Origin of the sequence: Lysinibacillus sp. FSL M8-0134 (assembly GCF_038069745.1) — a bacterium.
Taxonomy (GTDB): domain Bacteria; phylum Bacillota; class Bacilli; order Bacillales_A; family Planococcaceae; genus Lysinibacillus; species Lysinibacillus irui.
Genome location: NZ_JBBPAJ010000001.1, coordinates 1,258,630 through 1,272,313, shown reverse-complemented (window position 1 = coordinate 1,272,313; position 13,684 = coordinate 1,258,630). Strand labels below are relative to the sequence as shown.

Genomic DNA, 13,684 nt, shown 5'->3' with positions numbered 1-13,684 from the left:
AAGGATTGGTACAACGGTATTCGTTGCACCAATCCTTTATTTTTGTAGCATCCCTTGAAACTCTTGCCAATCATATAAGCGTGGTAGATTCACATGTTGGTTATAGGATTGATTTTTTAACATAACTTTAGTCCTTACGTCGTTCAGCGTTTCCAGCACAGCTGGTTTATCATCTACATAAATATCTAAAGCAAGCTCTTTTATAATGGCCACTTTTTCTGTATCTTGCATCCCACAGAAAAAACGTCCTTCGGTAATGGGGAAACCTTGCTCTTCCATCCATGCTTTTGTTTGCGCACAATACTGCTTAGGACGAGAAGTAATATAGTAAATCTCATGTCCTGACTCGGCTAAAGCTTGCAGTGTTTCTAAGGCGTCCTTAAAAGGAGGACAGTCCGTAAAATAAATTTCCTCTAATGTGCTATTCCACATTGCTGAACCTTCCTCATCCGTTAAACCAAAAGGTTCATGAATTTCTACTCGTAGTAAGGCTTGAAAGGTTTCAAAGGAAACATTCTTCCCTAGTTTTTGATTGTAAAGAGAAAAGGCATGTGCTCGTAAATCAATTAATGTGTCATCTATATCAAAGCCAAACTTCATCTAGTTGTTCGTCCCTTCAAGAAGCCTTATTGATGAAATTATCAGCAAACGTTTGCTCTTTTTCAATTTGTTTTGCTAATACTTCTTCAATGGCTTGCTTACGCATTTGTTGAAAATCTTGTACATTAAAATGTGCTAGCGTGTCTTTATTTAGTAATGACGCAAGACACTCTGCATCCTTCAGTGCACTATTAAGCCCAAAGGCGCCAGTGGGTGTCATAGTATGAACAGCATCCCCTAACAAGACAAGACCTTTTGTCCCCCAGCTATGACAATGGCTACTGAAGACATCCAGCAACACAAAATCACGCCAAGATGTTATACGCTCCGTCACGGTCTTCGCTAACTCTGGAAATGCATCCGAAAGCTGTTGTATAAATGGTGTAAAAACTTGTTTTCGAAGCTGCGGGAAGCTCCCTTGTTCAATATTCCAGCCAATTTGAATAAAGCCCCCGACTTGTGTAAACAATGACAGTTGCTTATCTTCGATTAATGCCATTTTAATTGATGGTTCCCAGCCAGGAGAGGCAGGAATTTTAGCCCATAGTAAATCAAAGCCATGTTTATGTTTTTGAGCATCAATATGTGCTTGCTTACGAATGGTAGAATAGCGGCCATCAGCACCGATTATTAACTGACTATTGATTTTTATCGTGTCCCCACCTTTTATTGCTGTGACCCCTTTATAATATCCCGATGCATCCATAACGAGCTTTATTACCTTTGTATGTAGTAAACATGTAAAGTTGGGTAATAATTGTACTTTTTGTATAATGGCTTTTAATAAATGTTTTTGCGGTACATGTATACCTAAATGCCCTACTGCCTCATCAGGATATATCGTTTTAAAAGGTCTACCATCTGCGTAATACTCAAGCTTCTCCATTCGTAATACGCCAAGGGATTCGACTGCTTCAAAAAGATGATGGTTTTTTAAAACAGCCTCGCCCTCCTCATTTAAATGCTCGCCACGAAATGCCTGGCCGAGTGCTGAGTTCTGCTCTAGTAGAATCACGGATAACCCTTTTTGGGCTAATAAATAGGCCAGCAATGTTCCAGCTGGTCCTGCTCCTACTATACATACATCCGCATGGTAATTCATTTTTCCTCACCTTGCTTTGGATAGGCAATAATTCGCAAATCCTCGCCGACTTTATCAAATGTAGTAACTTCAACATTCCATGCTTCGTTCATAAAAGAGGGATTATGGCCAGCAAATGGCGTTAACGATAAATTCCCTCCCAGAACTTTAGGGGCAATATACACCACATACTTGTCAATAGCTCCTTGCTGTAAAAATGAAGCATTCACTTTACTTCCACCTTCTAGTAGAATATCTGTAATGCCAAGTTGATAAAGCTGTTCAAGCATCTCATCAATCTGAAGTCCGTGTTCATTTTTGCCCACAGGTAAAACCGTGACACCTTTCTCTGTAAACTGATCAATCTTGTCTTGGCTTACGTCCTTACTACAAACAAGAATCGTTTGTGCTTGCTCTGTATTTAACACATTCGCAAGGTCAGGTGTACGTAGAGAACTATCCATAATAATACGTGTTGGATGTTTTCCATTCCCTTCCTTTAATCTTGTTGTTAAAGTAGGATTATCAGCGATGACTGTACCAACACCTACTAAAATTCCATCTACTTCATGACGAATTTGGTGCACATCCTCACGCGCTGCCTCGCCTGTCACCCACTTAGAATGCCCTGTATGTGTGGCAATTTTCCCATCTAAAGTCATAGCAAATTTTGAAATGACAAAGGGGCGTTGCGTCAACATATTGTGAATAAAGCGTTCATTTAAACGGCGCGCTTGTTGCTCTAAAATCCCCACTTCTACCTCTATTCCAGCATCTCGAAGCAATTGAATGCCACGCCCTGCTACAGCTGGGTTAGGATCTTGCATAGCAACCACAACACGACGTACTCCAGAATCCTTCACTAAATTCGCACAAGGAGGTGTTTTGCCATAATGTGAGCAGGGCTCTAGCGTTACATAGAGCGTCGCACCGTGCGCATGTTCACTAGCCATGCGAAAAGCATGCACTTCTGCATGAGGTTCACCTGCTTTTCTGTGTAAGCCTGTGCCAACAATCACGCCGTCCTTCACAATGACTGCCCCAACAAGTGGATTTGGGTTAGTATTTCCTTTCGCACTAGCTGCTAAATCTAGTGCTAATTGCATATACTTTTCATCTAAATTCGTCATGATCGTAACCTCCACTCATTGCTTTTCGCGTATATGTCCAGATTTTTCAACCTTTGTTTCTAAATAATAACGGTTCGTCTCCGTCAACCCACCCCATAAAGGTACATGCCCTTCTGCTGCCAAGCCGCGATCCTGTAAAGCAGCCAGTTTTTTAGGATTATTTGTAATAAGTGTTACCGGTTTAGAACGCAGCGTAGCTAGAACGGCAAGTGCTTCTTCATAAGAACGAGTATCGTCCGGGAAGCCAAGAGCATGGTTTGCCTCAACCGTGTCTAACCCTTCCTCTTGTAATAAATAAGCAAGAGATTTAGAGAATAAACCAATACCACGGCCTTCATGGTCTGCTAAATAAAAAATTGCTCCGCAGCCATGCTCCACAATCATTTTCATGGACTCATGCAATTGATAGCCACAATCACAGCGTTGGCTGCCAAATATGTCACCTGTGTGACAAATACTATGCATTCGGATTAAAGCATCTTCTGAATGGGTAAAATCACCATATACAAGGACTGATGATTGCTGTAAAAAGGCTAAATTGGCAGTGGCTAATCCATCAATGATTTCTTCTTTTGATAAATTTGCATCAACTTTAAGCCAGTTATACCATTGAAATGTGGCAGAAAAATCACCTTGTTTAATCGGTAAATTTACAGGTCCAACAAGGCAAATATTTTCTGTGTCGGTATACTTTACCATTGTCATTTTATCTTTCACTAAGTCCATAACTTTAGTCGTAATTGTCATTATAATCTCCAACCTTCTATAGAAACAGTTGGGGTAAATACACCAACTGAGCACATGTATTTTCACAGCACTTACATAACGTAACTTAGTTTATAATAATAACTAAAAAGTGTCAATCAACAGCTATTATTCTTTGATTATAAATATAAGATACAAAAATTTTAACATTACTTTTACATCATATACTACTAGCTTATGGAGATGCTATTTTTTCTGTGCAGGCTAGTCTATAATAAGCTGTGGTACCTGTAATGACGAAAGGAAGTTAAGAATGAACTTAGAAAAAAATGTTCAAGTAAAACAGCCAAAATATCAACAAATAGCCAATGACCTTGCATCAAAGATCGTGGAACGAAAATACCAAATTGGCGATAAAATATATGCAAGATCCTCTTTAGCAAGTCAATATAATGTTTCGGCGGAAACTGCAAGAAGAGCCATTGCTGTTTTACAAGACTTAGAAATTGTAGAGGCCTCAAAAGGTAGTGGAGTTATCATTAAATCTTATGAAAAAGCGGCACATTTCGTTAGACAGTTTCATGATGTTCAATCTATACATGAAATACAAAATGAACTTTTAACTAGCATCCAAAAACAGCATCATGAATTAATTAATTTACAAGATAAAGCAAAGCAGCTAATTAGCCGCACAGAGCATTTCCGTTCAGTCAATCCTTTCATTCCCTATCAATTAGAAATGACAGCTGATAGCCCTTGCATTCATCAAACAGTACAAGCATTAAACTTTTGGCAAAATACATCAAGTACCATTGTAGGAATTCGACGTGGTAATGAATTATTACTATCCCCTGGACCTTATGTCTCATTCGAAGAGGGAGACATTATTTATTTTGTCGGTAATGATGAAAGCTTTGCCAGAGTTCAAAGCTTTTTATATCCAAATTAAAATCCGTTTAAGCGCTGATATAACAGCGTTTAAGCGGTTTTTTTCTTTTTTGTCGATTTGACAAAAGTAACAACCCTTTGCTACAGTAAAGTTGTTACTTGTTTATTTTTGGGTATCATTATCCTCACATAGTAATAATTTACGAAAGGAGTGCTTCTATGGAAAAAATTAAAATAGAACACGTATCGAAAGTGTTTGGCAAACATATTCCCCAAGCACTAGAACTCGTTAAGCAACAAAAAAGTAAGACTGATATCTTAAAAGAAACAGGTGCAACTGTTGGTGTATACGATGCAAGCTTTACTGTCAATGAAGGAGAAATTTTCGTCATTATGGGTTTGTCAGGTAGTGGCAAATCAACCCTTATACGGCTCTTAAACCGCCTTATTGAACCAACGAGCGGAAATATATATATTGATGGAGAAAATATTTCTACAATGGGAAAAGAAAGTCTACGGACTGTAAGAAGAAACAAAATGAGTATGGTATTCCAAAACTTCGGTTTATTCCCCCATCGTACACTACTTCAAAACACCGAATACGGCCTTGAAATTCGTGGTATTTCAAAGGAAGAACGACAAGCAAAAGCTGAACAGGCTCTAGAAAATGCTGGATTACTTGCATACAAAGATCAGTATCCAAGTCAATTATCTGGTGGTATGCAGCAGCGTGTTGGGTTAGCGCGTGCACTTGCAAATGACCCTGAAATACTGCTAATGGATGAAGCTTTTTCTGCACTAGATCCTTTGATTCGTAAAGAAATGCAGGATGAACTACTTGATCTACAACAAACATTGAAAAAAACGATTTTGTTTATTACACATGATTTAAATGAAGCATTACGCATTGGGGACCGGATCGCTATTATGAAGGATGGTTCTATCATTCAGATTGGTACAGGGGAGGAAATATTAACCAACCCAGCAAATGATTATGTCAAAACATTCGTAGAGGATGTGGACCGTTCTAAAGTATTAACAGCTGAAAATGTTATGGTACGACCTGTTTACGTTAATGTAGACTTGGATGGCCCTACAGTAGCACTCAAACGCATGCGACAAGAAGCAGTTAGTTTATTAATGGCTGTTGATAAAAATCGACACTTAAAAGGCTATATTACTGCGGATGATGCACTAGCTGCAGCTAAAAAGCATGAACAGACCGTCCACTCCATTGTGCAAACTGAGGTGCTAACCGTTCCACCAGATATGCTATTACAAGATATTCTAGGGATGATTTATAATTCACCTACTCCTATCGCAGTTGTAAAAGATGACCGCTTACTAGGGGTTCTCATTAGGGGCGTTGTCATCCAAGCACTTTCAACGAGCGATGAGGAGGCCGAAGTACATGAATAATTTTTTAGATAATATTCCAACAATACCACTAGCTCAATGGGTAGAATCAGCTATGGACTGGTTGACGAGTAATTTTTCAGCGTTCTTTAACTCTATTCAGCAATTTGGAAAACTACTCATGAATCAGGTCACTGATTTATTAATGGGTATCCCAGCCATTATTCTTATATTACTTGTAGTGATATTTGCCTTCTTCGTTTCAGGCAAAAAATTCGGGCTAGCTGCATTCTCATTAATAGGTCTCTTGTTTATTTATAATCAAGGACTATGGACACACCTTATGGAGACAACTACACTCGTGCTCTTTTCAAGTATTATATCCATCATTATCGGTATTCCACTTGGTATTCTAATGTCGAAATCTACAATAGCTGAAAACATTATTAAACCAATACTTGACTTCATGCAAACAATGCCTGGTTTTGTTTATTTGATCCCAGCAGTTGCCTTCTTCGGCATCGGGATTGTGCCTGGTGTTTTTGCATCTGTTATTTTCGCTTTACCCCCAACAGTACGTATGACAAACCTCGGTATTCGTCAAGTACCGAAGGAATTAGTCGAAGCAGCAGACTCCTATGGTAGTACCGCTAGTCAAAAACTATTTAAAGTAGAGATTCCTTTGGCTAAATCTACGATTATGGCCGGAATTAACCAAACCGTGATGCTATCACTTTCTATGGTAGTTATTGCTTCTATGATTGGAGCACCGGGTCTAGGACGAGAGGTATTAACAGCCCTTCAACGTACACAAGTTGGGAATGGCTTTGTTGCAGGCCTAGGCTTAGTTATTTTTGCTATTATTATTGACCGCTTAACACAAAGCTTTAATAAAAAGAAAGCATTATAGAAACATAGTTAATCTTTCTCGCCGGCATGCACCTTATGGATAGTGTTGGCAGTTTGATAAAATGATAAATAGAAAGGGAGATTCGATGAAACTAAAGACAATATCAAAGTTAGGAATGGCTCTAGGTCTAGGCTTCATGCTCGCTGCATGTAGTGGAGGCGATTCAGGCTCAAGCTCTGGAAAAACCAGTGATTCTAAGGAGGTAAACCTTGCCTATGTTGAGTGGGATACAGAAATCGCCTCAACGAATGTTGTTGGGCAAGTTCTCGAAGATTTAGGTTATGATGTGACATTAACTCCTTTAGATAATGCAATTATGTGGGAGGCTGTCTCTAAAGGGGAAGCTGACGGAATGGTTGCTGCATGGTTACCACATACACATGCATCACAGTACGAAAAATATAAAGCTGATTTAGATGAGCTTGGAGAAAACCTTGCTGGTGCAAAAATTGGCTTAGTTGTTCCAAGCTATATGAATGTTAACTCTATTGAAGACTTAACAAATGAAGCTGATCATACAATCACTGGGATTGAACCGGGTGCTGGTATTACGGCTGCTACGGAAAAAGCAATAGAAGAATATGATAATTTAGCAGATTGGAACTTTATTACTTCTTCTTCTGGCGCAATGACAACTTCATTGGCTAAGGCGCTGAAAAATGAAGAAGAGATTGTTGTCACAGGTTGGTCACCTCACTGGAAATTTGCGAAATATGATCTTAAATACTTAGAAGATCCAAAAGGTGTATATGGTGGAGAAGAAACCATTAATACATTTGTTCGTAAAGGCTTGAAAGAAGATTTACCAGATGTATACTCTATTTTAGATAACTTCCACTGGACAGCAGAAGATTTAGAAAGCGTAATGCTAGAAGTAATGGATGGTAAAGATCCAAAAGACGCTGCGAAAGAATGGGTAGAAGCTAATCCAGATAAGGTAGCTGAATGGACAAAAGATGTAAAGAAATAATATAAGAAAACAGGCACTTCCGCTTATGCAGGAGTGCCTGTTTATTATGATAACAACTTCAACATGACTGCCGCCCCTAATACAAGGATAATACAAACAATACGGCGCCAGTCCTTGGATTCATTAAAAAATAGCATTCCTAGCAGTGCTCCCCCAGCCGCACCGATTCCTGTCCAAATAGCATAGGCTGTACCCATTGGCAATGTTTCCATTGCATAGGCAAGACCTGCAAAGCTTAAGGTAAATGCAAAAATCAGTAATCCTAAATTTTTCATACTTTTCATCTTGTTATATTTACTGATCATATATACACCCATCATCTCACACAATCCTGCAATCACTAATGCCATCCATGCCATTATTCAGTCACCTCTTGATCCTTTGACTCTCCAGTTACAAGCTTTAAGCCGACTACTCCTGCGAGTAACACTACAATACATACTATTTTTGCTAATTTCCATGGCTCCCCAAATAACAAGCTATCCGCACAAACAGTTCCAGCTGTCCCTAAACCGACAAAGACAGCATAAACCGTACCAACTGGTAAATGCTCCCCTGCCTTAATAAGCAGATAAAAACTTACAAAAATAGCAATGGCAGTACCTAGCCATTCCCATACACTTGTTGCATGCTTTAAACCAATGACCCAACATACTTCAAAGCAAGCCGCTACAATGACACTTATCCACTGTTTATTCATAAAAACCCCTCCATTTTATAAGACACGGACGATTAACCGTTGTTTAGCATTCACTTTGTGAGTTAATTTTAGCCAAACAAAAAAAGCCTGAAGAAACTGTTTTAAAAACAGTATCTCCCAGGCTTTTATCCTTCCGTGTCACAAAATCAATTTGTGGTTTTCTCTCGGACCAGACTAGCAAGGCTACGGAACCCTAGAAAACTATTCATTCGATTGTTACTCTTAGTATAGCAAACTATTTAATGATTTTCCAGTGGTACATAGCCGACCTTTTCAACCATGACTTGCCCTTCCTCAGAAAGAATCCAATCAATTAATTTTTGTGCATTGTGATTTTCTGTTCCTGCTGTGATTGCATAAAATTCTGATACTAAAGGGTATGTACCATTTTGAATATTTTCTTTAGTCGGTACCACTCCATCAATAGCTAATAATTTAATTTTTTCATTTTTGACCATCTCTGTCGAATAATATCTAAACGTAAAGCCTATGGCATTTTTATAATTTCGGTATTGCGAAACTTCTCGGATGATTCCTCCCATTCCCGACACGATGTCTTCAGAAGGTGCTTTCATCAATGGCGTATTGCCCATCAATTTTTCTAGTGCTGTTTGACTGCCACTATCTGCTGGACGTTGGAAAGCACGAATTGTCTCGTCCCTGCCACCTACCTCTCGCCAATTGGTAATTTCGCCCGCGTATATTTTTTTCACCTGCTCTAGAGTTAAATTATCGACACTGTTTTTATGGTGCACGAAAAAGACAAATGCCTCTCGTCCTATTGGTGTCATATTTAACGTCAGACCTTCCTTTTCTGCTTGCCATTCCTGTGAGGTGGACGGTGCTGCCACAAAGATAAGATCAACATTTCCTGTAATTAAATTTTGATAAGCTTCAGGTGTGCGATTAACTTGTACTCTACTATTATACGGAGCATAGTCACTTTTTGGATAAGTGGCCTCTACAAAAGCTGCGTACAAAGGATACAGAGCCGTCGCACCATCTAAACGTGGTAATGACTCCGATAATTGTAAGGATGCTTTTGCGTCAGTCTTTTCCACTTTATTGCCCTGTGCAAATGGCTGATAGGCCGTTACATCAATTTCTGCATCGACAGTCGGGATACTCATTTTATAATAATGTTGAATCGGTTTGATGGACGCAATCAATAAGGCAATCCCCATAGCACCAAATAACAAGCCTCTTCTTCTCTTAGTGTTGATCCATTTAAACATGCTAGATATAAAAAAGACAAATAAACAAACAGGCACGGTAAACACTAAATGCATAAAATGTATACTTCCATTCAGTGTAACAATAAGCGCAGCCATTAATGTGACAACCGATAAACCAATTAACACCGATACAATTTGTATAATTCTAATATCAGATACCCTCCTCCAGTGTAATTTTACACTTCTAAACTAATCGTACTGGAAAGATAAAGCATTCACAACTGTTTATTCAGAAAATTATGTTAAAATTAAATTTATCCTGATTCGGCATAGCTTTAATTTCAAAGGTTTAACATTTGGTTGCAAAGGCTAGCATTTCGTTAGAGTAATACTTTTAAAAAAGTATTAAACTGGATAGCACTATGTCGAATGTAATAGAGATAAGTAGGAGGAGTTGTACATATGGCAATTGAAAAAGTACGTAATCATTTAGCACAATGGAATGTTGAGCACAAGATACAAGAATTAGAAGAAAGTTCTGCAACCGTTGAATTAGCTGCACAGGCACTCGGCTGTGAGCCTGAACGTATAGCAAAATCTTTATCCTTTCTGGTGAATGACGGTGCCGTATTAATTGTTGCTGCAGGCGATGCTAAAATCGATAATGCCAAATTTAAAGCGGTCTTTGGGACGAAGGCTAAGATGCTAGCAAGGGATGACGTTGAAAAAATGATTGGGCATGATGTTGGAGGCGTTTGTCCTTTTGGTGTAAACGAAGGGGTGGCCATTTATTTAGATGACTCACTGAAACGCTTCACAACTGTATTTCCAGCATGCGGTAGTAGCAATTCTGCCATAGAGGTAACCATTTCAGAACTCGAAACGTATACTCCCTATAAAGAATGGGTTGATGTATGTAAGGGCTGGAATGATTAAAAACAATAATCGGCGAAACTTATCAAAAGGTCTCGCCGATTCTACTATTAATGACTTACTATTCCTTGTAACCCACTGCTAACCAATGTGAATCCCATTCAGTAATCTGATTGCCGACGCGACAGCTTAAACCACACGCTCGATTATCAGCAACAAATGAACCGATTAGCCATTTTTTAGACTGATATCCCTCTTTTAGCTGAATCGTTATGTTAGGCATCTCTATATACTGCTGATAAATAAACAAATTATCATCATAATGGGAGGATTGAGAGGCATTTAGTTTCTTCCCACTACCTTCGTAAATCTCCACAGTATTTCCTTCACGTGAATAAACAGGTTTCTTCACATAAGGCATATCCTCACGAATAAAAGGCTCTGCTGTAAGATATGTAGGTAGCATAAATTGCTGAATTGCTGCTCTTTCCTCTGCTGTAAAGAGTAGTGGGTCACTTCTCCGCTCCCATATTAACCATAATAAGATTTTCGATTGTAAGACATAAGCTGCAGGTGGATTAATGATGGCTAGCTGTCGCTTTTTGACAAGTTCTAATAATTGTAGCCCAATACGATCCCCATCTGAAGCTATATCATCTATTAAAAACTCTGCAGGATGTGCAGGACGAAATAAAATATCAATTTTCTCCATAGCAGGTGTATAAAGACCTTGAGACACATTTGACGTATCACTAGAAAAAATGGTTAGTTTCTGAATAGGTACATACTCAATTTCAAAAGGAATACAGCTCTTAATAAATTGCACCTGACAATACTCTTCATAATCCTCTGTTGCCATTTTTCCGGTGATCACAATCTTTGGCTTTTTAACATCGTTTACATATTGCATAGCAGCAAAAAGTGCACCTGACAACGTTTTTTGTAAAGCGGTCACATCATTTGGGTTTTTAAAACTAAAATGCTGACAGAGCTGTTCATTCATTTCAAAGGTTTCTTGTACAAGAAAAGGTGTTTCTCCATTCAACTCTAGACATTTAATATGACCATCCTCTGTACAAATAAAGTCAAAGCGAGCCAGAACAGATTGCTGCTGTAAATAATCTAGTTGAATATAGGGTATCATTTCGGGACGAATTCCTAAGGCTAATAATTGATCGCACGATAAATGCTTAAATTGTTTCCCTACTTTTAAAAAGATACGCCAAAGTATTTGTGTGGCATAGTGAAGTTGATCGATTTGTTGTTTTGGCAATTCTAAAACATCATAAAGTGCGTACTCTAAATCCTCAAAATCAGGGAAGAAGTGGGGAAATTTAGAATAGAATGCTTGTCGTTGTTGTGTATAATTCATTAGTTTTTATGCTCCCTTTTCAAACTTACGAGGAGGACGAGCCGCCACGAGAGGCCCCACCTGAACCGAAGCCAGATTTCCCTGTACTAGAGGAGGAAGAACTATTGGAATAGGAGTTCGAGCTTTTTGATGAGCTGTCCGTTGAATAGGAGCGCTGACCACTTGAATAGGAGTTTGAACTACTCGGTGTAGAGCTACTGGATGTTGTACCAGCCTTTTCTTGAGTGCTGTTCGTGAGACCATTTGTTTTACTTTCATCCTTAGCATTTTGGGTTGATCGAGGTACAGTAGAACCACCACCCCCGCTTTGTTCATCTCGATCTGTGCCATTTTTTAAATTGCGGCTTTTATAAATGGCACTTCCGATCATTGCGCCCGCCGTTGCATACATGAGACCATTAAAGAAATGCTGAGAATAATACGGGGAATCTTCATCGATACATTCATAGGAACCATCGTCTCCCTCTTGCCATTCATCACAGGCATCAGCCATTTCGCTATTATAAACATTTATTAATTCATCACTCGTTGCTTGAGTTTGTTCTTCGCTTGACGGATTAGTAGCAGATGTTGTTGTAGGATTTTCCTCTACTATTTTTGTTTCACTATTTCCACATGCGGCTAGCTGTACAGCCATAAAAGATGCCGTTGTTACAGCCATATATTTTTTTATTTGTTTTGCCATATTTTCAAATGCTCCTTTATTTCATGTAACTAATCTACGGATGTGATTAATAGTAGGTTTCACTTTTTACAAAATCATACAATATTTATTTCTCCAGGAAAAAATCCCAAACTACATGTTTGGGATTCCAAGAATTTTATCATTGCTTTGTCACCGCTCTTTTACCGTATGTCATATATCGCCATAGCTTTTCAAATGGTCCGATTGTAAAGAATTTAAACCAAAGCATACTAAAAATAATTTGAATAATAAAAATGATGCTCGCTATTACAACAATATCTGATGGTGAGACAACCTCTAAACCCATTAGTGAAATAATAGCAGTACCGATAAAGCTTTGTGCTAAATAGTTGGTAAATGCCATTTGACCCACTCGTCCGATTGGTTGAAGAAGTTTCACTACTTGTTTATGCTCTAATATTATAAACAAACATGTTAAATAAAAGTATGTTGTCGGAATAACACCTAAGCCAAGAATAGATTGTATATGTTGATCATCTGCTTGCGATGCCAACCAAATCCATAATGAAAATCCGATAAATAATGGACCTGTCACATAAAGTAGCCATTTCACTTTTTGCATATTCTCTGTTATATGGCTAATCCAGCCGGCTTTTGCTGCTAAAAAACCACTTAAAAACATAATGAAAATAGAGACGGCATCATTACCTACAAAGCCATAAATAGCTGACATTGTAGTATTAGCAGGCATATATATTTGTCCTAATAAAGCAAGAATATAAAGCGTGATAATAGCCATTAACCATTTACTAATTGTTGTCACTTTTGCTGAATAAAATGGCAGCAATAAAAATCCAATCACTGCGTAAATGGCTAGGATCGAGCCCCAAAATAGAAAAATATGAATAATACCAATAATCAATAATGCCAATAACCGTCTTGCAAAGCGCCATCTCGGTCTATCTCCACGCGCTTCTGCACGAGTAGCGAAAATATAAAAACCAACACCAAACAGGAATGAAAAAATAGAAAAGAATTTCTTTTCGATAAATATATCAATAAGTGTATTGATTACACCATTGATGCCACTATAATCAGGCATTGGGCCACCTTCAATAAGAACTTGGTAGGCACCTACATTAATAAATAAAATACCAAATAACGCTAATCCTCGAATAATGTCTAAGGAAATAATTCGTTCTTTCTGTGTTACGGATGGATTCATGTTGCATTAACTCCTTATCTTTTATGCTATAGCTAGCATAACGCCCCATCCTT

15 protein-coding genes and 1 riboswitch are annotated in these 13,684 nt (G+C 38.4%); of the genes, 5 read left to right on the top strand and 10 right to left on the bottom strand.

Annotation, left to right across the window (positions count from 1 at the left end; genetic code table 11):
- Positions 1-36: 36 nt before the first annotated feature.
- From MKY49_RS06200 to MKY49_RS06185, 4 genes are read right to left on the bottom strand one after another with little or no spacing between them, the layout of a single operon-like run.
- Positions 37-600, bottom strand: a complete 564-nt coding sequence (locus MKY49_RS06200) for a 5' nucleotidase, NT5C type (protein ID WP_274796222.1) — start codon at positions 598-600, stop codon at positions 37-39.
- A 16-nt stretch (positions 601-616) separates the two neighbouring features.
- The gene (locus tag MKY49_RS06195) at positions 617-1,702 is read right to left on the bottom strand and encodes an FAD-dependent oxidoreductase (RefSeq protein ID WP_341385802.1); all 1,086 of its coding nucleotides are present in this window, start codon (positions 1,700-1,702) and stop codon (positions 617-619) included.
- Complete coding sequence (gene ribD, locus MKY49_RS06190; RefSeq protein WP_341385801.1) at positions 1,699-2,811, bottom strand: bifunctional diaminohydroxyphosphoribosylaminopyrimidine deaminase/5-amino-6-(5-phosphoribosylamino)uracil reductase RibD; 1,113 nt, start codon at positions 2,809-2,811, stop codon at positions 1,699-1,701. The genes MKY49_RS06195 and ribD overlap by 4 nt, the downstream gene beginning before the upstream one ends.
- Before the next feature lie 15 nt (positions 2,812-2,826).
- Positions 2,827-3,558 (bottom strand): GTP cyclohydrolase II, encoded by a 732-nt coding sequence (locus MKY49_RS06185; RefSeq protein WP_322610369.1) that lies wholly within the window; start codon positions 3,556-3,558, stop codon positions 2,827-2,829.
- Between the two features lie 271 nt (positions 3,559-3,829).
- Between MKY49_RS06185 and MKY49_RS06180 the strand changes: the two genes are divergently transcribed.
- From MKY49_RS06180 to MKY49_RS06165, 4 genes are all read left to right on the top strand, one after another.
- On the top strand, positions 3,830-4,465 hold the full coding sequence (locus tag MKY49_RS06180; protein ID WP_274796217.1) for a TrkA C-terminal domain-containing protein: 636 nt from the start codon (positions 3,830-3,832) through the stop codon (positions 4,463-4,465).
- A 158-nt stretch (positions 4,466-4,623) separates the two neighbouring features.
- On the top strand, positions 4,624-5,823 hold the full coding sequence (locus tag MKY49_RS06175; protein ID WP_274796216.1) for a quaternary amine ABC transporter ATP-binding protein: 1,200 nt from the start codon (positions 4,624-4,626) through the stop codon (positions 5,821-5,823).
- Positions 5,816-6,670, top strand: coding sequence for an ABC transporter permease (locus MKY49_RS06170; RefSeq protein ID WP_312505433.1), 855 nt, complete (start codon positions 5,816-5,818; stop codon positions 6,668-6,670). Before MKY49_RS06175 ends, MKY49_RS06170 begins: the two co-directional genes overlap by 8 nt.
- Positions 6,671-6,755: 85 nt before the next feature.
- Positions 6,756-7,640, top strand: a complete 885-nt coding sequence (locus MKY49_RS06165) for a glycine betaine ABC transporter substrate-binding protein (RefSeq protein WP_341385800.1) — start codon at positions 6,756-6,758, stop codon at positions 7,638-7,640.
- 44 nt (positions 7,641-7,684) lie between these two features.
- On the opposite strand, the gene MKY49_RS06160 is transcribed toward MKY49_RS06165, so the two are convergent.
- The 3 genes from MKY49_RS06160 to MKY49_RS06150 form a co-directional block, all read right to left on the bottom strand.
- A complete protein-coding gene (locus tag MKY49_RS06160; protein WP_274796213.1) occupies positions 7,685-7,999 on the bottom strand; it encodes a DMT family transporter in 315 nt (104 codons plus the stop codon).
- Entirely contained in the window at positions 7,999-8,340 is a 342-nt protein-coding gene (locus MKY49_RS06155) for a DMT family transporter (RefSeq protein ID WP_274796212.1), read from the bottom strand. The genes MKY49_RS06160 and MKY49_RS06155 overlap by 1 nt, the downstream gene beginning before the upstream one ends.
- 112 nt (positions 8,341-8,452) lie before the next feature.
- Positions 8,453-8,548, bottom strand: a riboswitch (guanidine-I (ykkC/yxkD leader).
- A 31-nt stretch (positions 8,549-8,579) separates the two neighbouring features.
- Positions 8,580-9,671 carry a PstS family phosphate ABC transporter substrate-binding protein gene (locus tag MKY49_RS06150; protein ID WP_404809735.1) on the bottom strand — a complete coding sequence of 364 codons (1,092 nt, stop codon included), beginning with the start codon at positions 9,669-9,671 and terminating at the stop codon, positions 8,580-8,582.
- 306 nt (positions 9,672-9,977) lie between these two features.
- Between MKY49_RS06150 and MKY49_RS06145 the strand changes: the two genes are divergently transcribed.
- Complete coding sequence (locus tag MKY49_RS06145; RefSeq protein WP_322605440.1) at positions 9,978-10,451, top strand: YbaK/EbsC family protein; 474 nt, start codon at positions 9,978-9,980, stop codon at positions 10,449-10,451.
- Positions 10,452-10,509: 58 nt separating this feature from the next.
- Here the strand turns inward: MKY49_RS06145 and MKY49_RS06140 are convergent, their stop codons facing one another.
- The 3 genes from MKY49_RS06140 to MKY49_RS06130 form a co-directional block, all read right to left on the bottom strand.
- Entirely contained in the window at positions 10,510-11,760 is a 1,251-nt protein-coding gene (locus MKY49_RS06140; protein ID WP_274796209.1) for a glutathionylspermidine synthase family protein, read from the bottom strand.
- 25 nt (positions 11,761-11,785) lie between these two features.
- On the bottom strand, positions 11,786-12,445 hold the full coding sequence (locus MKY49_RS06135; protein WP_322610366.1) for a hypothetical protein: 660 nt from the start codon (positions 12,443-12,445) through the stop codon (positions 11,786-11,788).
- A gap of 139 nt (positions 12,446-12,584) precedes the next feature.
- Positions 12,585-13,631, bottom strand: coding sequence for a DUF418 domain-containing protein (locus MKY49_RS06130; protein WP_341385799.1), 1,047 nt, complete (start codon positions 13,629-13,631; stop codon positions 12,585-12,587).
- Positions 13,632-13,684 lie beyond the last annotated feature (53 nt).